Raw genomic sequence first — 20,527 nt, 5'->3', positions numbered from 1 at the left:
GCATGACCTTGTCCGAGTACCGGTTTCCACTTTTCGGGATCATGCTCAGCCCTTGGTTTCCGGCGCGGTCGTGGCACCGGCAGGATGTCCGCCGCCGCCCTTGTTCTTCTCGAGCACCGCCTCGGTGATCGAATTCGGCAGCCGTCGCGGCTTTTCGATCAGCCCGAGCACCGGCAGCGCTACCAGGAAGAAGGCGAAATAGAACAGCGTCGCCATCTGCGCCATGAATACATAGCTGCCCTCGGCCGGCTGCGAGCCCAGCCAGCCGAGCAGGATGGCGTCGGCCAGGAACAGCCAGAAGAACAGCTTGTACCAGGGCCGGTAGACTGCCGAGCGCACCTTCGAGGTGTCGAGCCACGGCACCAGGAACAGCATGACAATCGCGCCGAACATGCAGAGCACGCCCCCGAGCTTGGAGTTGATGGGCCCGATATTGAAGGTGATGGCGCGCAGGATCGCGTAGAACGGCAGGAAGTACCATTCCGGCACGATGTGGGCCGGCGTCTTCAGCGGGTTGGCCACGGTGTAATTGTCGGGATGGCCGAGATAATTCGGCAGGTAGAACACGAAATAGGCGAAGACGAACAGGAACACGATCATGCCGAACCCGTCCTTTATGGTCGCGTAAGGCGTGAAGGCGAGCGTGTCGGTCTTCGATTTGACCTCGATGCCGGTCGGATTGTTCTGGCCGACGACGTGAAGCGCCCAGATGTGCAGCACGACGACGCCGGCAATCATGAACGGCAAAAGATAGTGCAGCGCAAAGAAGCGGTTCAGCGTCGGATTGTCGACCGCGAAGCCACCGAGGAGAAGCTGCTGGATCCAGTCGCCGACCAGCGGAATGGCGGTGAAGAAGCCGGTGATGACGGTGGCGCCCCAGAAGCTCATCTGGCCCCAGGGCAGCACATAGCCCATGAACCCGGTCGCCATCATCAGCAGGTAGATGATGCAGCCGAGGATCCACAGCAGCTCACGCGGCGCCTTGTAGGAGCCGTAGTAGAGGCCACGGAAAATATGGATGTAGACGGCGACGAAGAAGAACGACGCGCCGTTGGAATGGAGATAGCGCAGCAGCCAGCCCGAATTCACGTCGCGCATGATCTTCTCGACCGAATCGAAGGCGAGAGTGCTGTCGGCTGCATAGTGCATGGCCAGCACGATACCGGTCAGGATCTGCGCCGCCAGCATAAGCGCAAGGATGCCGCCGAAGGTCCAGGCATAGTTCAGGTTGCGCGGCACCGGATAGGCGATGAAGCTGTCATAGACCAGCCGGGGCAGCGGCATGCGCGAATCGAACCAGCGTCCGATACCGGTCTTGGGCGTATAGGTCGAGTGTCCCTCGCTCATGGAAATATCCCCTGCCTCAGCCGATACGGATCTTGGTGTCGGAAACGAATTGGAACACCGGTACTGCCATGTTCTCCGGCGCCGGCCCCTTCCGGATGCGGCCGGCGGTATCGTATACGGAACCGTGGCATGGGCAGAACCAGCCGCCGAAATCGCCCTCCTGGCCGAGCGGGATGCAGCCGAGATGGGTGCAGACCTGGACCATCACCATCCAGGCTTCCTTGCCCGGCGTGGTTCGATTGGCGTCGGTCGCCGGCGCGTCGGCCGGCAGGTTGGCATTGCGGGCGATTGGGTCCTTGAGCTCGGCGAGATTGACCGCCTCGGCGTCCTTCATCTCTTTTTCGGTGCGGTTGCGCACGACTACCGGCTTGCCGCGCCACTTCACGACGAGCGACATTCCTGGCGTCAACGACGAGACGTCGACCTCGACCGAGGCAAGCGCCAGCGTCGAGGCATCCGGACGCATCTGGTCGATGAACGGCCAAGCAACGGCGCCCGCGCCGACCACCGCGGCCATGCCGGTGGCGACGTAGAGAAAATCACGACGGTTGGGATCCTGGGTGTCGGTTGCGCTCACGGGTGCCTGATCCTTTCGCCTCTTCCGTGCCGGCGGCCGAGCTTGTTCCCCGCTCAATCGCGCCGGCCCGACAGCGCATGGCGAACAGGCTAGCGAATTCCTCCGGCATTTGGGACTTGGGTTTATGCGTGAAGCCTGTTTTTGTCCAGACGGGCGAAGGCACAAGGGCAGATTGTCGCGGGGGCGTAATTTGCCCAGCGGAACGATTGGAAAACAGCAGCAAAACCAAACGGCTGCGTTCACCTCGACAGCGGACGCTCGCCCGGTTTATCCTCGCCCCATGGCGCATGTCATCGACCGCGACAAATGGGCCAAAGCGCCCGACCAGTTGCCCGACCACTGGCAAGGCGAGTTGCAATGCGGGCCTTACGGTTCCAGCAGTTGCCTGATCTTTAACTACCTGCCGGAGACCGGCGGCGGCCCGAGGCTGCACAGCCATCCCTATTGCGAGATTTTCATCATCCGAACCGGGACCGGTCTGTTCACCGTCGGCGACCGGCAGATCGAGGCCACAGCCGGCCAGATCCTGGTCGTACCGCCGAACACGCCGCACAAATTCACCAATCTCGGGCCAGGCCCGCTGGAAACCACCGACATACACGAGAACGGCAGCTTCATCACCGAGTGGCTGGAATAACGCTTCGCAAACCAGTTCCGGTTCGGATCATCCGCTGGCGCCGAGCCTGGCCAGCACGGCCTTGGGAATGTTGTATTCCCGGATCACCGCGTCGTGCTTGCGCAGGCCGCAGAGTTCGCGCTGGATGAAATACCCGTGCACCGCTTCGGCTGCATCCCTGAGCAGCCGGGCACGGTCGACACTGTCGCAACTCTCGCGCAGCCTCGTCAATGTTTCCTCGACGCGCCGGCCGGCGCGGCCGAGCGCGGCCGCCTTCTCGCCGAGGATTTCATGGCCAAGCAGGTCCAACGCGCTCTCCTGCGCGCCGGACCGTCCGAAATTCGATGGCATTCTCACCGCCATGGTCTACTCCGGTTTTTAGAAACTACTCCGCCGGCCGGGTCTCGGCCAGCGCGCTCTCCTCGTTGAACAGGAAGCCGCCGGACTGCCGCTTCCACAGCCTGGCATAGAGCCCGTCGAGCCCGACCAGCTCGTCATGCGTGCCTTGCTCGACGATGCGGCCCTCGTCGAGCACCACAAGCCGGTCGAGTGCCGCAATGGTCGACAGCCGATGCGCGATGGCGATGACCGTCTTGCCTTCCATCAGCCTTGCCAGATTTTCCTGGATCGCCGCCTCGATGTCGGAATCGAGCGCCGAGGTGGCCTCATCGAGCACCAGGATCGGTGCATCCTTGAGGAAGACGCGGGCGATCGCCACGCGCTGGCGCTGGCCGCCGGAGAGCTTGACGCCGCGCTCGCCGACATAGGCCTCGTAGCCGATACGATCGCGATTGTCGCGCAGACCGAGGATGAACTCGTGCGCCTCGGCCTTCTTCGCTGCCGCGACCACCTCGGCGTCGGTCGCTTCCGGCATGCCGAGCTTGATGTTGTCGCGCAGCGAGCGGTGGAAAAGTGCCGTATCCTGGCTGACGACGCCGATATTGGCGCGCAGCGAATTCTGCGTGACCGTGGAGACGTCCTGCCCGTCAATGGTGATCTTGCCGCTCTCGAGGTCGTAGAGGCGCAGGATCAGATTGACCAAGGTCGTCTTGCCAGCGCCGGACGGGCCGACCAGGCCGACCTTTTCGCCCGGCCGCACGACGAGGTCGATGCCGTTGAGCACGCCGGACCCCTTGCCGTAGTGGAACTCGACATTGCTGACGTCGATGCGCCCGCCGCCGACGACAAGCTCTTTCGCGTCCGGCGCATCGGTCAGGCCGAGCGGCTGTGAGATCAGCGCCTTGGAGTTCTCCAGCACGCCGAGATTCCGCAAGATGCCGTTGAGCTGCATCATCAGCCGGCCGAGCAGCATGTTCAGCCGCAGCACCAAAGACAGCGTGAAAGCCACGGCGCCGACTGTGATCGAACCCTCGACCCAGAGATAAACGGCAAAGCAGGCGATCGCCGTGATCATGATGCCCGACAGCATCGTCAGCGCCATGCGCACGCCTGTCAGCCGGCGGGTGAACGGGCGCAGCGCATCGAGATAGATGTCGAAGCCGTTCCTGATGTAGTGGTCGTCGCCATCGGCCGAGAACAGTTTCAGCGTCTGCACGTTCGAATAGGAATCGACAAGGCGGCCGGTGATCATCGAGCCGGCTTCGGCGGTCGCTTCGGCATGTTTGCGGATTGCCGGCAAATAGCGCCTGGCCAGCAAGCCGAAGGCGGTAATCCAGATCACCACCAGCACCGCCAGCCGGAGATCGAGCCCGGCGACCAGCGCCAGCGTCGTCACCGTATAGACGACCATGAACCAGACGACCTCGATGAAGCTTTCCATCAGATCGCCGGTCGCCTGTCCCGCCTGCCAGACCTTGGTCGCGATACGCCCGGCAAAGTCGTTCTGAAAGAAGGCGTAGGATTGGCGCGAGACATGGCGATGCGCCTGCCAGCGCACCAGATTATAGAAACCCGGGGTGATCGTCTGCTCGTCAACCAGCGCCGACAGACCGACGACAATGGTGCGGATGACCAGCACCACCGCGATCATGAAGACAAGTTCCGGGCCGGCGGCAGTCCACAGCGCGTGCCAGCTGCGTTCGCCGGGAAGCTGGTCGAGGATGTCGACCAGCCGCCCGACGAAATAGAACAGTCCGGCTTCGACCAGCGGCGCGATGCCGCCGATCACCAGCATGGCGAAGAAGGCGATCTTCGCCTGCCCGACATAATGCCAGAGGAAACCCCTGACGCCGGCAGGTGGCCGAAGGTCCGCGGGCTCCCGAAATGGATAGACCCAGTTCTCGAACCAGCGGTAGATGGCAGTCATCATTCGGCGGCTTCACCCTTGGCGATTGCATCGTTGGCGGCTGCATCGTTGGCAGAAGGGCCGTCGTCGAGCAGGAATCCACCCGACTGACGTTGCCAGAGCTGGGCGTAGAGCCCGCCTTTGGCAACGAGTTCCTCATGCGAACCTTCCTCGATGACTCGGCCCTTGTCCATGACCACGAGCCGGTCCATGGCCGCGATCGTCGACAGCCGGTGCGCAATGGCGATGACGGTCTTGCCTTGCATCAGTTTGTAGAGATTCTCCTGGATGGCCGCCTCGGCCTCGGAATCGAGGGCGGAGGTCGCCTCGTCGAGAATGAGGATCGGCGCGTCCTTCAGCATGACACGGGCTATGGCGATGCGTTGCCGCTGGCCGCCGGACAATTTGACCCCGCGATCGCCGACGTGCGCGTCGAAACCCTTGCGGCCGTTCGAATCCGACAAGCCGGCAATGAAATCCAGCGCCTCGGCGCGCCGCGCCGCCTCGATCAGCATCTCGTTGCTGGCGTGCGGCCTGCCATAGAGAATGTTCTCGCGTACTGAGCGATGCAGCAGCGAGGTGTCCTGCGTGACCATGCCGATCTGGGCCCGCAGCGAGTCCTGCGTCACTGCCGCAATGTCCTGGCCGTCGATCAGGACCTTGCCGCTTTCGAGGTCGTAGAACCGCAACAGAAGATTGACCAGCGTCGACTTGCCGGCACCCGAACGACCGACGATGCCGACCTTCTCGCCCGGCTTCACCGTCAGCGACAGGCTTTCGATCACACCCTTCTGCTTGCCGTAGTGGAAGCGGATGTCCTCAAAACGGATCTCGCCCTTGGTCACGGCAATATCCTTGGCACCAGGCCGATCCTCGACGAGGCGCGGAAGCGAGATCGAGGCGATGCCGTCCTGCACTGTGCCGATATTCTCGAACAGCGTGGACATCTCCCACATGATCCATTGCGACATGCCCCAGAGCCGCAGCACGAGGCCGATGACCAGGGCGACAGCGCCGATCGTCACGGCTTGGCCGAGCCACAGCCATAGCGAGATCGAGGCGACCGAAAACAACAGCAGCGAATTCAGGACGTAGAGCAGGCCGTAGAGTTGCGTCACCAACCGCATCGATCGGTAAACGGTGTCGAGAAAGCCGGCCATACCGTCCTTGGCGAAGGATGCCTCGCGCCGCGCATGCGAGAACAGCTTGACCGTCTGAATATTGGAGTAGCTGTCGACGACACGGCCAGTCATGGTCGAGCGCGCATTGGCCTGCTCCTCGCCGACCTTGCCCAGTCGCGGGATGAAATAGCGCAACAGCAGGACATAGCCGGCAAGCCAGACGGCAAGTGGCGCAGCCAGCCGCCAGTCTGCCGAGCCGACAATGAACAGCATGCCGAGAAAATAGACGACGATATAATTGAGCACATCGATGAGCTTGATGACGCACTCGCGCACAGCGAGCGCTGTCTGCATCAGCTTGGTCGCGATGCGCCCGGCAAACTCGTCCTGATAGAAGCTCATCGACTGCTTGAGCAGGTACCGATGCACCTGCCAGCGGATACGCATCGGATAATTACCCATCAGCGTCTGCTGGTTGAGCAGCGAATGGAACCAGACGGTTGCCGGCAGCGCGAAAACCACGATGAAGGCCATGCCGGCCAGCTTCAAGCCTTCGGTCTGCAGGAACGTCTCGCGATTCTGTCCGGACAGCCAGTCGACGATCCGGCCCATGAAGCCGAACATCCACACCTCGGCAAGGGCGATGGCCGTCACCAGTACCGCATCGAGAGCGATGTAGGGCCATGCGCCGCGCGTGTAATGCACGCAGAAGGCGATCAGTGTCCGCGGCGGCTCGACCGGCTCCTTGGCAGGGAACGGATCGAGCCTTTTTTCAAACCAGCTAAACATAGTGATGCTCACAATTTCCTGCTCACGCGGCACGCGAACGGACGAGGTGCCCAGACCGCATGGCGTCAAGGACCGGCGATACGGTATCGTCCGCCTCGCCGGCCCTGCTTCGCGCTATATAGGATGTCGCGGGCCTTTCGCCGACAGTCTCGCTTGACGATGCTGACGACGTTTTGACAATCCGGATTTTCGCGCCGGTTTTTGCACCAGGCCGGATCAGCCTGATGATCCGGCGCACCAGCGACGGCCGGCTATAGTCCGGAACGGCGCGCGAGAAATCGACGTCCGGCAGCATGCCGCGATGCGGACGCCGGCGGGTCTCGGCGTGAACCGCCGACGAGTGGGTCTCGCCGATCAAAAGCGCCCAGGTCGCGGTCTTGCGCTCGTGCAGGCTTCTTGAGCCGGGTATTCTACAGGGATCGAACATCGGTCCGTCCTCCACTTGAAGATGCAGATAGAAGGGTGAGCCAACCCAGGCCGCGGGCATGCGCGGTGCGGCAAAGGTGACATCGCTCGAATTGTGTTCAGGCGGGGCGTTCAGCCCCTTCCACAGCTTGAAAAACATCGCAGGATTCCTTCAAAGGCCGAAAAAGGTTTCGGCGGGAATCGGTGCGATTAGAAGTCTAAAAGGTCAGGAGAATCGTCGTACCGAAACCGCCGTCGGGCTGGTAAGCCCACGAGAGAGGTGGTGGATGTGCATGGCCATCATGAATTACCCCTCCATCGGTTCGGGTTGACAATGCTGGCCGTATAACCGACTTCGCAGAAAATGACCACCCGCCAGTCCAGGAATTTCCAAAACCGCGAGAGCTCTGTGGCTGATCTGCCACTTATTAGAAGGACGCGGAAATGAACGACCGTCTCCGCATCGCGCTCTACCAGCCTGATATCGCAGGCAACACCGGGACAATCCTGCGCTTCGCCGCTTGCCTCGGTCTCGGCGTCGACATCATCGAACCGGCGGGCTTCCCGCTCGGTGACCGGGCGCTGAAACGAGCCGGCATGGACTACCTCGAGATGGCGGCGCTCACCCGGCATGTCGACTGGCACGCCTTCGAGGACTGGCGCAAGCTTGCCGAGCGGCGGCTGGTGCTGCTGTCGACCAAAGCAGCTGCCGTCTACACGGATTTCGCCTTTGCCGGCGACGACATTCTCCTGTTCGGCCGCGAATCCGCAGGCGTGCCGGATGCCGTCCACGAGGCGGCGGATGCGTGCCTGACCATCCCGATGCAGCCCGGAGCGCGCAGCATCAACGTCGCGCTTTCCGTTGCGATGGTGGCGGGCGAGGCGATCCGGCAGCTTCGCTAGGACGTGAACGCGATCGCCGGCCGCAGCGACCAAGGCATCGTCCTCACGCAACACTGCGTCCTCTCCGGTCATTCTAATCCAGACGCCCATCGCCATCTCCTGCCGTTTGCATCTTCGAGGCTTCTTCGCTACAAGCTCAACTTAACTTGAGGTCAAGCGGAAAATCGGAGATGGCTGCGGCAACGGAATTGACGGTCGGCCAGGTGGCGACGCGCAGTGGCGTGGCGGTGTCGGCGCTGCATTTCTATGAAGCGCGCGGGCTGATCCGCAGCCACCGCACATCAGGCAACCAACGGCGTTACGGCCGCGACGTGCTGCGACGTGTGGCGATCATCAAGGTAGCGCAGGAGGTCGGCATTTCGCTGGCCGAGATCGGCACAGCCCTTCGATCGCTGCCCGAAGGACGAACGCCGACCCGCGAGGATTGGAACCTGCTTTCGACGGCTTGGCGCGACGAGCTCGACCAGAAGATTAGTCAGCTCAAGAAGCTGCGCGACGGGTTGACCGACTGTATCGGCTGCGGCTGCATGTCGATCGACAAATGTCCGCTGCGGAATAAGGGCGACCGGCTGAGCATCCGAGGGCCGGGCGCGAGACGCTTGCTGATCGAGCGTTAATCCGCCGCCGGCAGCCGCCTGATCGTGAATTCGATGACGTCGCCCGGCCGCTCGAACCAGCTCTCGATCTCGGTCCAATAGGCCTGCTTGGGAAAGCGCTCGAACCATTCCTTCGCCTTGAGACGAGCGTCGGAGCGCGGCAGCACGAAGGTCTCGCGCAGGAAGCCGTCGCGCGGCATGCGCGCGTTCTCGGCGCGTGAACGGTCGAGCCTCTTCTTCAGGCCATCCAGCGGCGGTCTTGCCGGGGTGCGCACGAAAGAACTCCATTCACACTTGACCCTTGCACCTAAGAGATTAGGGATCGCGGCCGGAAAAGACGAGTCATTTGTCGGGGTACGCCCCGCAACCGGAGACAGGATTTGCAACGACCCGAGATACCGGCGGGGCTGCCAGCCGACATCGAACAGAAGAAGACGAAGGCACGGCTGTGGTTCGAGACGTTGCGCGAGCGTATCTGCGCCAGCTTCGAGCAGATCGAGCAGGACCTGCGGGGGCCGCAGGCCAGCTGGTCGCCCGGTCGCTTCGAAAAGACGCCGTGGCAACGCGATGCCGGCAAGGGCGGCGGCGGCATCATGTCGATGATGCATGGCCGCGTCTTCGAGAAGGTCGGCGTCCACACCTCGACCGTTCATGGCGAGTTCTCCCCCGAATTCAGGAAGCAGATGCCGGGCGCCGAAGAGGACCCGTCCTTCTGGGCGAGCGGCATTTCGCTGATCGCCCATCCGTGGAACCCCAACGTGCCGGCCGTGCATATGAACACGCGCATGGTCGTCACCTCACGCCAGTGGTTCGGCGGCGGCGCCGACCTGACACCGGTGCTCGACCGCCGCCGCAGCCAGGACGACCCCGACACGGTCGCCTTCCACAGGGCTATGCAATTTGCCTGCGAGAAGAACGCGGCGATCGCCGACCACGTGAAATTCAAAGCCTGGTGCGACGAGTACTTCTATCTGCCGCACCGCAACGAGCCGCGCGGTACCGGCGGTATCTTCTTCGACTGGCTGCATTCGGATGAGGACAAAGGCGGCTGGGACGCCGATTTCAACTTCGTCCAGGACGTCGGGCGATCTTTTCTCGTCGTCTACGGACATCTCGTGCGCGCCAACTTCAATGACAACTGGACCGATGGCGACCGTGACGAGCAGCTCATCCGCCGCGGCCGTTATGTCGAATTCAACTTGCTTCACGATCGCGGCACCATCTTTGGGCTGAAGACCGGCGGCAATGTCGCCTCGATCCTGTCCAGCCTGCCGCCAGAAGCGAAATGGCCGTAAAATCTCGGTGAGCACGACGTGAGCCGCAATCGGGTCCAAATCCCCGGAATTTGACAGCGAATGTGGCGCAAGGCGCGCCAAAAAATATCTTTTTCGTCTAATATACCATTGTAAAGATTGGGCTATTTGTCGCGTCGGGCCGGGAAACGCCGGCGGTTCTTTACTCCCGAGAGCCGCGACCCGACGTGACCGGACGGCCCATGATTGAATGGGGCACCTTTCCCAAGCAGTGCCCGCATTTTCCAGGAGAGCATGCCATGCGCAAGCTTATTATGACCGCAGCCGCCGCTGCCGTTCTCGCCTCTGGTACTGCCGCATTCGCTGCGGTCAAGCACACCACCGGCACGATCAAAAGCTTTGATGGAACGGCGATGAGCCTGGTTCTGGATAACGGAGCCACCTTTACGTTGCCCCAGACCTTCAAGGATCCTGGCCTGAAGGTCGGCGAAAAGGTCCGCGTCACGTGGGATATGAGCGGCAAGGATAAAATTGCCGAGGCAGTCAAGATCGTGAAGTGATGTCCTGCCCGCTGGAGCAAGACGAGGTCTTACTCCTAGGTAGCGTAAGAGGGCGGAGCAGCGATGCTCCGCCTTTTCGCAATCCGATCACCGCGTGTCGGCTTGGACGCACGGCACTCTAAGGCAACCAAAACCATTCGATCGTGTTATGCTAACCTGGCCAGCGTGTAGCCCGGATACCGGACGCGGTTTCCGGATCGCGCAATCAAAGGTCTGGAGCTTCCGTGTCAGTGCGCTGCGCGGTGCTCCAAGGAGGAGATGAGGAGAAGCCGATGAAGGAATTCCATTGCGGGTCGCTCGTACCCGGCTGCGAGTGGCACACACGCGCGGAGGAGGAGGCTGAGGTCATGCGCCGTGCCGTCGAGCATCTGCGCGAGACGCATGGCGAGACGGTGATTCGCGAGACGATGATCGAGGCGATCCGCTCGCGCATCGAAAAGGTCCGCGACGCAGCGTGACGGTCAGGATTCGAGTGCCTCTGCGGCGCGCTTGAGCAGCGCGCCGCGATCGAGCGCAAAACCGGACTCGACCCATTCCTTTTCAAGGTTCTTCAACGTTGCACCAAGCTTTGGCCCCGGTGACGCGCCAAGTGTCGTCAGATCGGCGCCCTTGAGCGGAAAAACAGGGTTTTGCCATTTTTCGGCGAAGGCAAGCAGGCGCGAGAAGCCACCGGCTTCGAGTAGTGCGTCATTGTCTTCGACCGCGCGGGCTCGAGCGGAAGCAAGCAACAGCCGCAACCGATCGACAAAGCCTTGGCGGTCGCCAAAATAAAGCCTTTTCGCCAACTCTCCTTCGGTCGTTTTCGGATCGACGGCAGCCGTGATCGCCCAATTCCGCAGGCGGCTTGCCTCGCTCACGGAAAGCCTCAATCTCTCGGCAAGCGTTTTCATGCGCGCGGCATCCGGCGGCACGACGGCTTCCAGCCTGAGCAGCGGGTCCGGCGCCCAGGCCAGGTCCTTCTCGGCCTTGATCAGCCCGTGAATGGCATCGATGCCCCATTTCTCGCTTTCCGGCAAAACGGCGGTCAGAACGCCGGCTTGGCGCATCCACAGCAGCGCCCGCGACGGATCCGGCGCCGACAGCAATTTCTTCAATTCCCACCAGACGCGCTCGACCGAGAGCTGGTCGAGCCCCTGCTTCAGCCGGGCGCAAGCCTTTAACCCTTCGGCATCCGGCCTGCCGTCGCCATACCAGGCGAAGAAACGGAAGAAACGCAGGATGCGCAGATAATCCTCGCGGATACGCGCTTCCGGATCGCCGATGAAGCGCAGCCGCCGCGCCTCGATATCGGCGATACCGCCGACCAGATCGACGACCGTTCCATCGGCTTCGGCATAGAGTGCATTGATGGTGAAATCGCGCCGCTCAGCGTCGGCTTTCCAGTCGCGGCCGAACGACACTTTGGCGCGCCGGCCGTCCGTTTCGATATCGGCACGCAGCGTGGTGACCTCATAGGCCTTGCCCTGGGCGACCGCGGTGACGGTGCCATGCTCGATGCCGGTCGGCACCGTCTTGAAGCCCGCCGCCTCGGCACGCCGGATGGTTTCCTCGGGCACCGTCGTGGTGGCGATGTCGATGTCGGCGACCGGCTGGCCGATGAGCGCGTTGCGCACCGCACCGCCGGCGACACGCGCCTCCTCGCCGCCGTGGGTGAGCGCGGCGAGCAGGCGCTGCAAGTGGCTTTCGCCGAGCCAGCCGGCCTTGCCGGCAATCGACACAGGATTGCTCACGAATAGAGCCTTTCATAGAGCGTTCGGATGATGCCCGCAGTGACGCCCCAGATGCGCTGGCCGCCATAGGGCATCTCGTAAAAGAACCATTCGAGGTCGTTCCACATGCGACTGTCTCTGGTGTGGTTGGCGGGGTCCATCAGAAAACCCAGCGGCACCTCGAAGACAGCATCGACTTCGTCGGAATTCAGCGTCAGGCTGAAACCGGGCCGCACAATCCCGAGCACCGGGGCGATGCGATAGCCGCTGCCGGAAACGTAGTCCGGCAGACGGCCGATGATCTCGATGTAATCCCTATCGAGACCGATCTCCTCGAGTGTCTCGCGCAACGCCGCCGCTTCCGGGCTCGCATCGGTTGGATCGACGGTGCCACCGGGGAAAGCAACCTGCCCCGAATGGTTGCGCAGCTTTTCCGCCCGCCTGGTCAAAAGGACCGTGGCTTCATGGCCATGATCGACCACCGGGATCAGAACGGCGGCGTCGCGCAGCGCGTTGGCCAGCTTCAGTCTGGGATGGCCCGGATTGAAGCGGTGGTCGCCAAAATCGTCGCCGGCATGCGCCAGCGGCTGCGCCGCGACGCGCTGGCGAAACTCGGCAGCGGAAAACGCCAACGGCGTCACCTGATCCATCATAGGCGGTCCATCATGCGCTCAGCCGTTTCAGTTTCTCAGCCGGCATGATTGGATAGACCTCGCCTTTGGAACGGACGGCAAACATCGTCTTGCCACCGATGTCGATCTCTTCGCCGTGCTCGACCAGCTCGTACATCACCGGCCGTGCCACCAGCGCCTCCAGCCGCCCGCGCACCAGCACATAGGGCTTCAGGCCACCTGTCTCGTCCTCATCGACGAAGCGCAGCGGGTGTCCCGCCCCAGCCTCGACCACGTCGCCGACATTGGTGCGAAAGGTGATGATTTGTCCGTCGCCCGCGCCAGACACGTCCATCTCGACGGCAATGAAGGGCGCGTCGGCGACGCGGATGCCAACCTTTTCCACCGGCGTCACCAGGTAGGTCCTGCCGTCCTCGTCCTTACGCAGCACCGAGGAAAAAAGCTGCACCAGCGGCATCCGGCCGATCGGCGTTCCCAGATAGAACCAGGTGCCGTCCTGCTTGATTTCCATGTCGAGATCGCCGCAAAACGCCGGATTCCAGCGTTCCACCGGCGCCGGCCCCTTGCCGGCGCGCGTCGCGCGCGAGACCAGCGCTTGCAGCCCGCGCGCCTCGGTCGCGGCCGTCAGGCTCTCTTCACGATTGTCTGCGGCTTCCGTCATGGTCACGAAATAGTCACTGTTGTTCCGCTTGTCAGCCTAAGTCTGTGATTTAAATTCAAAGACAGGCGCCCTGCGAGGCCGAATCGCGGCATTCTGCGGCACCCACTGTGCCAAGCGGTATTTCCAACCAGAAGGATCGATGCTGCATGAGCGTGATGATCAAGGAAAGCCCGATCAGCGAAAAGGACATGGTGGCGCAGGCCGAGAAAGCGCTGGCCGACATTTCGAGGGTTCGCAACGGCGTCGGCCGGGTCATCTTCGGCCAGGAAAGCGTCGTCGAGCGCACGCTCGTCGCATTGCTGGCCGGCGGCCATGCACTGCTGGTCGGCGTGCCCGGCCTAGCCAAGACCAAGCTGGTCGAAACGCTGGGCATCGTGCTCGGCCTCGATTCGCGCCGTATCCAGTTCACGCCCGACCTGATGCCGTCCGACATTCTCGGCTCAGAGGTGATGGAGCAGGATGAATTCGGCAAGCGTTCGTTCCGCTTCATTTCCGGGCCGATCTTCGCGCAACTGCTGATGGCCGACGAGATCAACCGCGCCTCGCCGCGTACCCAGTCGGCGCTGCTGCAGTCGATGCAGGAATACCACGTCACCATTGCCGGCGTGCGCCACGACTTGCCGTCACCGTTCCATGTTCTGGCGACGCAGAACCCGCTGGAGCAGGAAGGCACCTATCCGCTGCCCGAGGCACAGCTCGACCGCTTCCTGATGCAGGTCGACATCCTCTACCCCGAGATCGAGGCGGAGCGCCGCATCCTGCTGGAAACCACCGGTATCGAGGATGCCAAGGCTGAAAACGTGCTGCAGCCGGCGCGGCTGAAGGACATCCAGACGCTCATCCGCCGCATGCCGGTGCCGGAAAGCGTCGTCGAGGCGATCCTCAAGCTGGTGCGCTCTGCGCGTCCCGGCCAGGGCAACGCCGATACCGACAAGCACGTCGCCTGGGGCCCAGGCCCGCGCGCCAGTCAGGCGCTGACGCTGTGCACCCGCGCCCGCGCCCTCTATGACGGCCGGCTGGCGCCGTCGGTCGACGACGTCCGCGCACTGGCCGAGCCGGTGCTGCAGCACCGCATGGCGCTGACCTTCGCCGCCCGCGCCGAGGGCACCACGGTTCGCGACGTCGTGGCGAAGCTCGCGAAAGGGATTTGATGGCGCGCATCGGTGAAGCGCAGGCACCGGCAGCGACGCGCGATGCGCTCGCCAGAGGCCGGTTGCGGGCTTCGTTGGTGCCGGACCTGCTGGTCGAGGCGCGCCGCATCGTCAACACGGTAATTGCCGGCTGGCACGGCCGCCGCAAGCGCGGCATCGGCGAGAATTTCTGGCAGTTCCGGCCCTATGTCGAAGGCGATTCCTCGCGCATTGACTGGCGCCGTTCCGCCCGCGACGACCACACCTATGTCCGCGACCGTGAATGGGAGGCCGCCCACACGGTGTGGCTGTGGGCCGACCCCTCGCCTTCCATGCTCTACAAATCGACCGGAGCCGGCGTTTCCAAGGAATCGCGCGCCCTTGTGCTGACGCTGGCCATGGCCGAGCTTTTGTCGCGCAGCGGCGAGCGCATTGCCTGGCCCGGCCTGACCGACCCGTTCACCGCCCGCAATGGCGCCGAGCGCATCGCGGCGCAACTGATGCACGCCGGCGACCTGCCGGCAAAGCCCGACCTGTCCGGCATTCGCCGCTTCTGCGACATCGTCCTCGTCAGCGATTTCCTCGACCCGGTCGAGGACACCATGGCCTGGCTGGACGTGCTCGCCCGCCACGGCGTGCGCGCACATCTGATCGAGGTCGCCGATCCGGCCGAGGAAAGCTTCCCCTATGCCGGGCGCACCGAATTCACCGATCCTGAGACCGGCGACAAGCTGACCGCCGGCCGCGCCGAAATGCTGGGCGAGGAATATCGCCTGCTTTATGCCGCCCGCCGCCAGGAACTGGCCGCCTGGTGCAAACGGCTTGGCTGGAGCTTTACCGTCAACCATACCGATCGCCTTGCCTCCGAGGCGCTGGTGCGCATCCATATGGCGATGACCGCCGAGGGCAGCTTTGCCGGGAGGGCCCGCGCATGAGTTGGCTGCCGCTCTCCTTCGGGGCGCCGATGGTGCTGTGGGGCCTGCTGGCGCTGCCGGTGATCTGGTGGCTTCTGCGGCTGACCCCGCCCAGGCCGCAAACCGAGGTGTTTCCGCCGCTCAGGATTCTCGCCCGCGTGTTGAGGCGCGAAGAAACGCCGCAGCAGAGCCCTTGGTGGCTGACGCTGCTCAGGCTGCTGATGGCCGCGCTTGTCGTGGCGGCACTTGCCGAACCTGTCTTCAACCCGCGCGAAAAGCTGCCCGCCGAGGGCGCCGCCCTGGCGCTGGTGATCGACAATGACTGGGCAAGTGCCGCCGACTGGGGCAAGCGGGTCGCTACCGCCGAGCGGCTGATCGCCGATGCCAATTCGAATGGCGTGCCGGTGCTCATCGCTTTCACCGCCGAGAAGCCGAATGCCGAGATCGGTCCCTTCGATGCCGCTGCCGCGCTCGACCGGCTGCGCGCGGCAAAGCCGCGGCCGATCCCGACCGACCGCCCCGCCGTCTACGCCCGCGTCGCGTCAGCCCTGGAGTCGCTGCCGGGCGCCAGCGTCGCAGTGCTCGCCGATGGCTTGGCGGCGCAAGGCGACGAAACCGCCTTCAACACGTTGTTGTCAAAGAACGCGGCACGTATTGTCTGGGCCGTCTCCGACCGGCTGTCGCTGACTGGCCTGACCGGCGCCGACAACCAGGTCGACGGCTTCGCCTTGACCGCCATCCGCGCACCGGGCGACCCGGCACCTGCACAGGTGACGGCCGGCGCGTTCGACGACAAGGGCCGCCGCATTGCCGACGCGATGCTTACCTTTGCCCCGGGCGGAACCACCGCGACCGGCACGATGGCGGTGCCGTTCGAACTGCGCAACGACTTCGCCTATATCGCGCTCGATGGCGAGCGCCAGGCCGGTGCCGTCCGCGTGCTCGATGAGAGCTCAAAACGCCGCCGCGTCGGGTTGCTGTCGCAGTCCGAGGCCGATCAGGCGCAACCGCTGCTGTCGCCGCTCTACTACATCCGCCGCGCCCTGCAGCCCTTCGCCGATCTCGTCGAGCCGTCGAGCGTCGATCTCGCCGACGCCATTCCGCAACTGCTCGACCAGAAACCGGCGATGATCGTCATGGCGGATGTCGGCACCATTCCGGAACAGGCGCGGCAGAGGCTGGTCGACTGGGTCGACAAGGGCGGCACACTGGTGCGTTTTGCCGGTTCGCGGCTGGCCGCTGCCGGCAATGACGACGATCTGCTGCCGGTCCGGCTGCGCACCGGCGAGCGATCGCTTGGCGGCGCGCTGTCATGGACGGCGCCGCAGCCGGTCACCGAATTCCCGAAAACCGGTCCCTTCGCCGACCTCGCGCCGCCAACCGAGGTCACCGTTACCAGGCAGGTGCTGGCCGAGCCGACGCCCGACATTGTCGAGCGCACCTGGGCCACGCTTGCCGACGGTACGCCGCTGGTGACCGGGATGAAGAAGGACAAGGGCACCCTCGTACTGTTCCACGTCACCCCCGAGGCGACGTGGTCCAACCTCCCGATCTCCGGAAGCTTCGTCGAGATGCTGCGGCGCATCGTGCAATTGTCGCGCAACCAGGGCTCGGCAGTCGCCAATGCCGAGGCAGCCGCCACGTCGCTGGCACCCTATCGCATGATCGCCGCCGACGGCACGCTGGTGCCGCCGACGCCGGATGCCAGGCCCCTAGTGCCCGTCGCCGGCCCGCTGCCGGTGACGCTGGAAAACCCGCCCGGCCTCTACGGCTCGGAAACGGGAGTGTTCGCTCACAATCTGCTCGGTGGCGACAGCGCATTCACGCCGCTGGCCCGGCCTGAAATCACGGTGCCGGTCACCACCATCCAGTATGCCTTCGACGAGCAGCGCAACCTCAAAGGTCCGCTTGTCACGGCCGCCCTGGTGCTGATGGTGCTCGACACGCTTGCCGTATTCTGGATGGGCGGCCTGTTGTCGCGCCGGCCGCGCCGTGCCGGCGCTGCGGCGACGGCAGCAGTCCTGCTGATGGCGCTCGGCGCCGTGATTGGCCAAGCGGACGTCGCGCGTGCCGACGACGCCAAACCGGGAGACACGGAGGCGATCGGGGACATTTCAAAGACCCGGATCGCCTACGTGCTGACCGGCGAGCCGGGTGTCGATTCGATCAGCCGCGCCGGGCTCGAAGGGCTGACCCGCTTTCTTATCGAAAAAACCGCGCTCGAACCCGGAGCACCCGCCGGCGTCGACATCTCCAAGGACGAACTGTCCTTCTACCCGCTGATCTACTGGCCGATCGATCCCTCGGCCCCGATGCCGAGCGAGGCCGCCATCGCCCGCATCGACGCCTATATGCAGCAGGGCGGAACGGTCTTGTTCGACACCCGTGACCAGTTCGCCAATGGCATTGGTGCGGATTCGACCAGCCCGGCTACGGAGCGGCTGCGCGACATCCTCGGCAACCTCAACGTGCCACCGCTGGAACCGGTGCCGTCGGACCACGTGCTGACCAAATCCTTCTACATTCTTCCGGAGTTTCCCGGCCGTTTTGCCGGCAGCCCGCTTTGGGTCGAGGCATCGCTCGAAGCCAGCAACACCGAGAACCGCCCGGTGCGCACCGGCGACGGCGTTTCGCCAATCATGATCACCGCCAATGATTTCGCCGGCGCTTGGGCGGTCGACGAGAATGGCGACCCGCTATTGCCGACGGTGCCATCGGATCCGATGCAGCGCATCTATGCGCTGCGCGCCGGCGTCAACATCATGATGTACATGCTGACCGGCAACTACAAATCCGATCAGGTGCACGTCCCGGTGCTGCTCGAGCGGCTGGGACAGTAGACCATGAACTGGTCGCTCTCCTTCGAACCGCTCATCACCTGGCCGCTGCTCGCAGTGGTCCTGGTGCCGCTGCTGCTGCTGGCGCTGGCCGGCCTTTGGTTTCGCCAGCGCGGTGCGATTTTCCGCCTGGCAGCCCTGATTGCCCTGGCTGCGGCGCTGCTCAATCCGGTGTTCCTCGACGAAGAGCGCGAGCCGCTGAAAAGCATCGTCGCCGTCGTCGTCGACCGCAGCCAGAGCCAGGATATCGGCGACCGCACCAAGCAGACCGACGCGGCGTTAGCCGGGCTTCAGCAGCGTCTCGGCCGCTTCAAGCAGTTCGACGTCCGTGTCGTTGAAGCCGGCAAGTCCGAAGCCGCCGACGAGCGCACCGACACGCGGTTGTTTTCCTCGCTCGAAAATGCTTTCCGCGACGTGCCGCCATCGCGCATCGGCGGCGCCATCATGATCACCGATGGCGAGGTGCATGACGCACCGTCCGGCACACCCGACTTCAATGCCCCGCTGCATGCGCTGATTACCGGCAACGAGCATGAAAAGGACCGTCGCATTCGCTTCGAGAATGCGCCGCGCTTCGGCCTCGTCGGCAAGCCGCTCGACATGACCTATCGCGTCATCGCCACCAACAACGACACCGGCCCGGTCGATGTCCGCGTATCGGTCAATGGCGAGCAGGTATCGGTCGAGCACGCCAACATCGGCCAGGCGATGCCGCTGCAGGTGACTATTCCCAGCGCCGGGCGCAACATTGTCGAACTCGCCATCAACCACGAGCCGGGCGAACTCACCGACACCAACAACCGCGCCATCGCGCTGATCGACGGTATTCGCGAAAATCTGCGGGTACTGCTCGTTTCCGGTGAACCGCATGCGGGCGAGCGCACCTGGCGCAATTTGCTGAAATCCGACGCTTCGGTGGACCTCGTGCACTTCACCATCCTGCGCCCGCCGGAAAAGCAGGACGGCACGCCGATCAACGAATTGTCGCTGATCGCCTTCCCGACGCGCGAGCTGTTCGTCGAGAAGATCAAGGATTTCGACCTGATCATCTTCGACCGCTATCAGCACCGCGACGTCCTGCCGATCCTCTATTACGACTATATCTCCGAATATGTCGAAAAGGGCGGCGCGCTGCTGATCGCGGCAGGCCCCGAATATGCCGGCGAAAGCTCGATCGCCCGCACGCCGCTGATGTCGGCGCTGCCGGCAATGCCGACCGGCGAGGTCATCGACAAGGCCTTCTATCCGCGCCTCACCGATACCGGCCAGCGTCATCCGGTAACGCGTGGGCTCGACGGCTCCGCGACCGAGCCGCCGCACTGGAGCCGCTGGTTCCGCACCATCGGGGTCGAGAACCCCGAGGGCGAGGCGGTGATGAAGGGCGCCGACAACCGGCCGCTGCTGCTGCTCGATCGCAAGGGCGAAGGCCGCGTCGGCATGCTTCTGTCCGACCAGGGCTGGCTGTGGGCGCGCGGCTTCGAAGGCGGTGGGCCGCATGTCCAGCTCTACCGGCGCATCGCCCACTGGCTGATGAAGGAGCCCGAACTCGAGGAAGAGCGGCTGACCGCCGACGGCCGCGGCATGGTGCTGGAAATCCGCCGCCAGACGATGAGCGACGATCCCGGCCCGGCGCAAGTCATCACGCCATCCGGCAAGGCACTGATCGTCAGGCTCGAGAAATCCGAACCAGGTGTCTTCCTCGGCAGCGTCGAGACCAGCGAAATCGGTCTCTACCAGGTCGGCAATGGCGACCTGACGGCATTGGCCCATGTCGGGCCGGTCAACGCCCCGGAATTCACCGATGTCGTCTCCACCGAGAACCGGCTGAAACCACCGGCTGAGGCAACCGGCGGCAGCGTTCGCCGGCTGGCTCCGGCCTCGCCACTTGGCAATCTCACCAGCACGGTCACGCTGCCATCAATCGTCCCGGTCCGTTCGTCGGGCGCGGCCTCCGGCAATGACTGGATCGGCCTGCGCACTACCGACGACAGCGTGCTCAAGGCCGTCTCGCGCGTGCCGCTGTTCGGTGGCTTCCTCGGACTCGGCCTGCTGCTTCTGGCGATGGGCTCTATGTGGTACCGCGAAGGGCGGTAGCGGCACCGTCCTTCCTTCTCCCCTTGTGGGCCTGTTGCGTAATTCGCTGATTGTGATTCTCTGAGACGAAGCTCGGAGGGAATCGCGATGGCAGTGAAGCAGATGGGCCAGTTGAGCTTGGCGGAGGCTTTTCTGGGC

At 63.8% G+C, this 20,527-nt stretch carries 20 protein-coding genes; 10 read left to right on the top strand and 10 right to left on the bottom strand.

What is annotated here, in order from left to right; genetic code table 11:
• Positions 1 to 45: 45 nt before the first annotated feature.
• Together NKI79_RS29130 and petA are read right to left on the bottom strand one after the other, a co-directional pair.
• A complete protein-coding gene (locus NKI79_RS29130) occupies positions 46 to 1,347 on the bottom strand; it encodes a cytochrome b (protein ID WP_352806508.1) in 1,302 nt (433 codons plus the stop codon).
• A gap of 16 nt (positions 1,348 to 1,363) precedes the next feature.
• Positions 1,364 to 1,924: a ubiquinol-cytochrome c reductase iron-sulfur subunit gene (gene petA / locus NKI79_RS29125; protein WP_352477980.1), complete on the bottom strand. Its 561-nt coding sequence runs from the start codon at positions 1,922 to 1,924 to the stop codon at positions 1,364 to 1,366.
• A gap of 280 nt (positions 1,925 to 2,204) precedes the next feature.
• On the opposite strand from petA, the gene NKI79_RS29120 reads away from it, so the two are divergent.
• Positions 2,205 to 2,561, top strand: coding sequence for a cupin domain-containing protein (locus NKI79_RS29120; protein ID WP_254819178.1), 357 nt, complete (start codon positions 2,205 to 2,207; stop codon positions 2,559 to 2,561).
• A gap of 27 nt (positions 2,562 to 2,588) precedes the next feature.
• Here the strand turns inward: NKI79_RS29120 and NKI79_RS29115 are convergent, their stop codons facing one another.
• The 4 genes from NKI79_RS29115 to NKI79_RS29100 are packed head-to-tail and all read right to left on the bottom strand — an operon-like array spanning position 2,589 to position 7,260.
• Positions 2,589 to 2,903 carry a DUF6665 family protein gene (locus tag NKI79_RS29115; RefSeq protein WP_352806505.1) on the bottom strand — a complete coding sequence of 105 codons (315 nt, stop codon included), beginning with the start codon at positions 2,901 to 2,903 and terminating at the stop codon, positions 2,589 to 2,591.
• 22 nt (positions 2,904 to 2,925) lie between these two features.
• The gene (locus NKI79_RS29110; RefSeq protein ID WP_352806503.1) at positions 2,926 to 4,809 is read right to left on the bottom strand and encodes an ABC transporter ATP-binding protein; all 1,884 of its coding nucleotides are present in this window, start codon (positions 4,807 to 4,809) and stop codon (positions 2,926 to 2,928) included.
• Positions 4,806 to 6,695 carry an ABC transporter ATP-binding protein gene (locus NKI79_RS29105; protein WP_352806500.1) on the bottom strand — a complete coding sequence of 630 codons (1,890 nt, stop codon included), beginning with the start codon at positions 6,693 to 6,695 and terminating at the stop codon, positions 4,806 to 4,808. The genes NKI79_RS29110 and NKI79_RS29105 overlap by 4 nt, the downstream gene beginning before the upstream one ends.
• A 22-nt stretch (positions 6,696 to 6,717) precedes the next feature.
• Positions 6,718 to 7,260 (bottom strand): hypothetical protein, encoded by a 543-nt coding sequence (locus tag NKI79_RS29100; protein WP_352806498.1) that lies wholly within the window; start codon positions 7,258 to 7,260, stop codon positions 6,718 to 6,720.
• Between the two features lie 284 nt (positions 7,261 to 7,544).
• Here NKI79_RS29100 and NKI79_RS29095 point away from each other — a divergent pair, with 284 nt between their 5' ends.
• Together NKI79_RS29095 and soxR are read left to right on the top strand one after the other, a co-directional pair.
• Complete coding sequence (locus NKI79_RS29095) at positions 7,545 to 8,003, top strand: tRNA (cytidine(34)-2'-O)-methyltransferase (protein WP_352806496.1); 459 nt, start codon at positions 7,545 to 7,547, stop codon at positions 8,001 to 8,003.
• A gap of 170 nt (positions 8,004 to 8,173) precedes the next feature.
• Entirely contained in the window at positions 8,174 to 8,620 is a 447-nt protein-coding gene (gene soxR, locus NKI79_RS29090; RefSeq protein WP_352477990.1) for a redox-sensitive transcriptional activator SoxR, read from the top strand.
• Here the strand turns inward: soxR and NKI79_RS29085 are convergent.
• Positions 8,617 to 8,874, bottom strand: a complete 258-nt coding sequence (locus NKI79_RS29085; protein WP_023679487.1) for a hypothetical protein — start codon at positions 8,872 to 8,874, stop codon at positions 8,617 to 8,619. The two genes, soxR and NKI79_RS29085, sit on opposite strands and share 4 nt — an antisense overlap.
• Positions 8,875 to 8,979: 105 nt before the next feature.
• On the opposite strand from NKI79_RS29085, the gene hemF reads away from it, so the two are divergent.
• From hemF to NKI79_RS29070, 3 genes are all read left to right on the top strand, one after another.
• Positions 8,980 to 9,894 carry an oxygen-dependent coproporphyrinogen oxidase gene (gene hemF / locus NKI79_RS29080; RefSeq protein ID WP_352477992.1) on the top strand — a complete coding sequence of 305 codons (915 nt, stop codon included), beginning with the start codon at positions 8,980 to 8,982 and terminating at the stop codon, positions 9,892 to 9,894.
• A gap of 257 nt (positions 9,895 to 10,151) precedes the next feature.
• Positions 10,152 to 10,412 carry a DUF1344 domain-containing protein gene (locus tag NKI79_RS29075; RefSeq protein ID WP_023679489.1) on the top strand — a complete coding sequence of 87 codons (261 nt, stop codon included), beginning with the start codon at positions 10,152 to 10,154 and terminating at the stop codon, positions 10,410 to 10,412.
• Between the two features lie 272 nt (positions 10,413 to 10,684).
• Positions 10,685 to 10,870, top strand: coding sequence for a DUF1059 domain-containing protein (locus NKI79_RS29070; protein WP_023679490.1), 186 nt, complete (start codon positions 10,685 to 10,687; stop codon positions 10,868 to 10,870).
• Between the two features lie 3 nt (positions 10,871 to 10,873).
• On the opposite strand, the gene NKI79_RS29065 is transcribed toward NKI79_RS29070, so the two are convergent.
• From NKI79_RS29065 to NKI79_RS29055, 3 genes are read right to left on the bottom strand one after another with little or no spacing between them, the layout of a single operon-like run.
• Positions 10,874 to 12,142: a CCA tRNA nucleotidyltransferase gene (locus NKI79_RS29065; protein WP_352477993.1), complete on the bottom strand. Its 1,269-nt coding sequence runs from the start codon at positions 12,140 to 12,142 to the stop codon at positions 10,874 to 10,876.
• On the bottom strand, positions 12,139 to 12,771 hold the full coding sequence (locus NKI79_RS29060; RefSeq protein ID WP_352806492.1) for a CoA pyrophosphatase: 633 nt from the start codon (positions 12,769 to 12,771) through the stop codon (positions 12,139 to 12,141). Before NKI79_RS29060 ends, NKI79_RS29065 begins: the two co-directional genes overlap by 4 nt.
• A 13-nt stretch (positions 12,772 to 12,784) precedes the next feature.
• On the bottom strand, positions 12,785 to 13,414 hold the full coding sequence (locus NKI79_RS29055; RefSeq protein ID WP_352477995.1) for a DUF1285 domain-containing protein: 630 nt from the start codon (positions 13,412 to 13,414) through the stop codon (positions 12,785 to 12,787).
• A gap of 146 nt (positions 13,415 to 13,560) precedes the next feature.
• Between NKI79_RS29055 and NKI79_RS29050 the strand changes: the two genes are divergently transcribed.
• From NKI79_RS29050 to NKI79_RS29035, 4 genes are read left to right on the top strand one after another with little or no spacing between them, the layout of a single operon-like run.
• A complete protein-coding gene (locus NKI79_RS29050) occupies positions 13,561 to 14,565 on the top strand; it encodes an AAA family ATPase (protein ID WP_254819166.1) in 1,005 nt (334 codons plus the stop codon).
• Positions 14,565 to 15,479 carry a DUF58 domain-containing protein gene (locus NKI79_RS29045; RefSeq protein ID WP_352477997.1) on the top strand — a complete coding sequence of 305 codons (915 nt, stop codon included), beginning with the start codon at positions 14,565 to 14,567 and terminating at the stop codon, positions 15,477 to 15,479. The genes NKI79_RS29050 and NKI79_RS29045 overlap by 1 nt, the downstream gene beginning before the upstream one ends.
• Positions 15,476 to 18,298 carry a DUF4159 domain-containing protein gene (locus tag NKI79_RS29040; protein WP_352806489.1) on the top strand — a complete coding sequence of 941 codons (2,823 nt, stop codon included), beginning with the start codon at positions 15,476 to 15,478 and terminating at the stop codon, positions 18,296 to 18,298. Before NKI79_RS29045 ends, NKI79_RS29040 begins: the two co-directional genes overlap by 4 nt.
• A gap of 3 nt (positions 18,299 to 18,301) precedes the next feature.
• Positions 18,302 to 20,389: a hypothetical protein gene (locus tag NKI79_RS29035; protein ID WP_352806487.1), complete on the top strand. Its 2,088-nt coding sequence runs from the start codon at positions 18,302 to 18,304 to the stop codon at positions 20,387 to 20,389.
• Positions 20,390 to 20,527 lie beyond the last annotated feature (138 nt).

The sequence above is a fragment of the Mesorhizobium sp. M0340 genome (assembly GCF_040321535.1).
In the GTDB taxonomy this organism is placed as follows: domain Bacteria; phylum Pseudomonadota; class Alphaproteobacteria; order Rhizobiales; family Rhizobiaceae; genus Mesorhizobium.
The sequence above is the reverse complement of the archived record's forward strand: the minus strand, read 5'-3'. Positions and strand labels throughout refer to the sequence as shown.

Excerpts from the sequence above, each read along its gene's own strand:
- NKI79_RS29130 (WP_352806508.1), bottom strand. The coding sequence starts at position 1,347 with ATGAGCGAGGGACACTCGACCTATACGCCCAAGACCGGTATCGGACGC.
- NKI79_RS29120 (WP_254819178.1), top strand. The coding sequence starts at position 2,205 with ATGGCGCATGTCATCGACCGCGACAAATGGGCCAAAGCGCCCGACCAG.
- NKI79_RS29115 (WP_352806505.1), bottom strand. The coding sequence starts at position 2,903 with ATGGCGGTGAGAATGCCATCGAATTTCGGACGGTCCGGCGCGCAGGAG.
- NKI79_RS29110 (WP_352806503.1), bottom strand. The coding sequence starts at position 4,809 with ATGATGACTGCCATCTACCGCTGGTTCGAGAACTGGGTCTATCCATTT.
- NKI79_RS29105 (WP_352806500.1), bottom strand. The coding sequence starts at position 6,695 with ATGTTTAGCTGGTTTGAAAAAAGGCTCGATCCGTTCCCTGCCAAGGAG.
- NKI79_RS29100 (WP_352806498.1), bottom strand. The coding sequence starts at position 7,260 with ATGTTTTTCAAGCTGTGGAAGGGGCTGAACGCCCCGCCTGAACACAAT.
- NKI79_RS29095 (WP_352806496.1), top strand. The coding sequence starts at position 7,545 with ATGAACGACCGTCTCCGCATCGCGCTCTACCAGCCTGATATCGCAGGC.
- soxR (WP_352477990.1), top strand. The coding sequence starts at position 8,174 with ATGGCTGCGGCAACGGAATTGACGGTCGGCCAGGTGGCGACGCGCAGT.
- NKI79_RS29075 (WP_023679489.1), top strand. The coding sequence starts at position 10,152 with ATGCGCAAGCTTATTATGACCGCAGCCGCCGCTGCCGTTCTCGCCTCT.
- NKI79_RS29070 (WP_023679490.1), top strand. The coding sequence starts at position 10,685 with ATGAAGGAATTCCATTGCGGGTCGCTCGTACCCGGCTGCGAGTGGCAC.
- NKI79_RS29060 (WP_352806492.1), bottom strand. The coding sequence starts at position 12,771 with ATGGATCAGGTGACGCCGTTGGCGTTTTCCGCTGCCGAGTTTCGCCAG.
- NKI79_RS29055 (WP_352477995.1), bottom strand. The coding sequence starts at position 13,414 with ATGACGGAAGCCGCAGACAATCGTGAAGAGAGCCTGACGGCCGCGACC.
- NKI79_RS29050 (WP_254819166.1), top strand. The coding sequence starts at position 13,561 with ATGAGCGTGATGATCAAGGAAAGCCCGATCAGCGAAAAGGACATGGTG.
- NKI79_RS29045 (WP_352477997.1), top strand. The coding sequence starts at position 14,565 with ATGGCGCGCATCGGTGAAGCGCAGGCACCGGCAGCGACGCGCGATGCG.
- NKI79_RS29040 (WP_352806489.1), top strand. The coding sequence starts at position 15,476 with ATGAGTTGGCTGCCGCTCTCCTTCGGGGCGCCGATGGTGCTGTGGGGC.
- NKI79_RS29035 (WP_352806487.1), top strand. The coding sequence starts at position 18,302 with ATGAACTGGTCGCTCTCCTTCGAACCGCTCATCACCTGGCCGCTGCTC.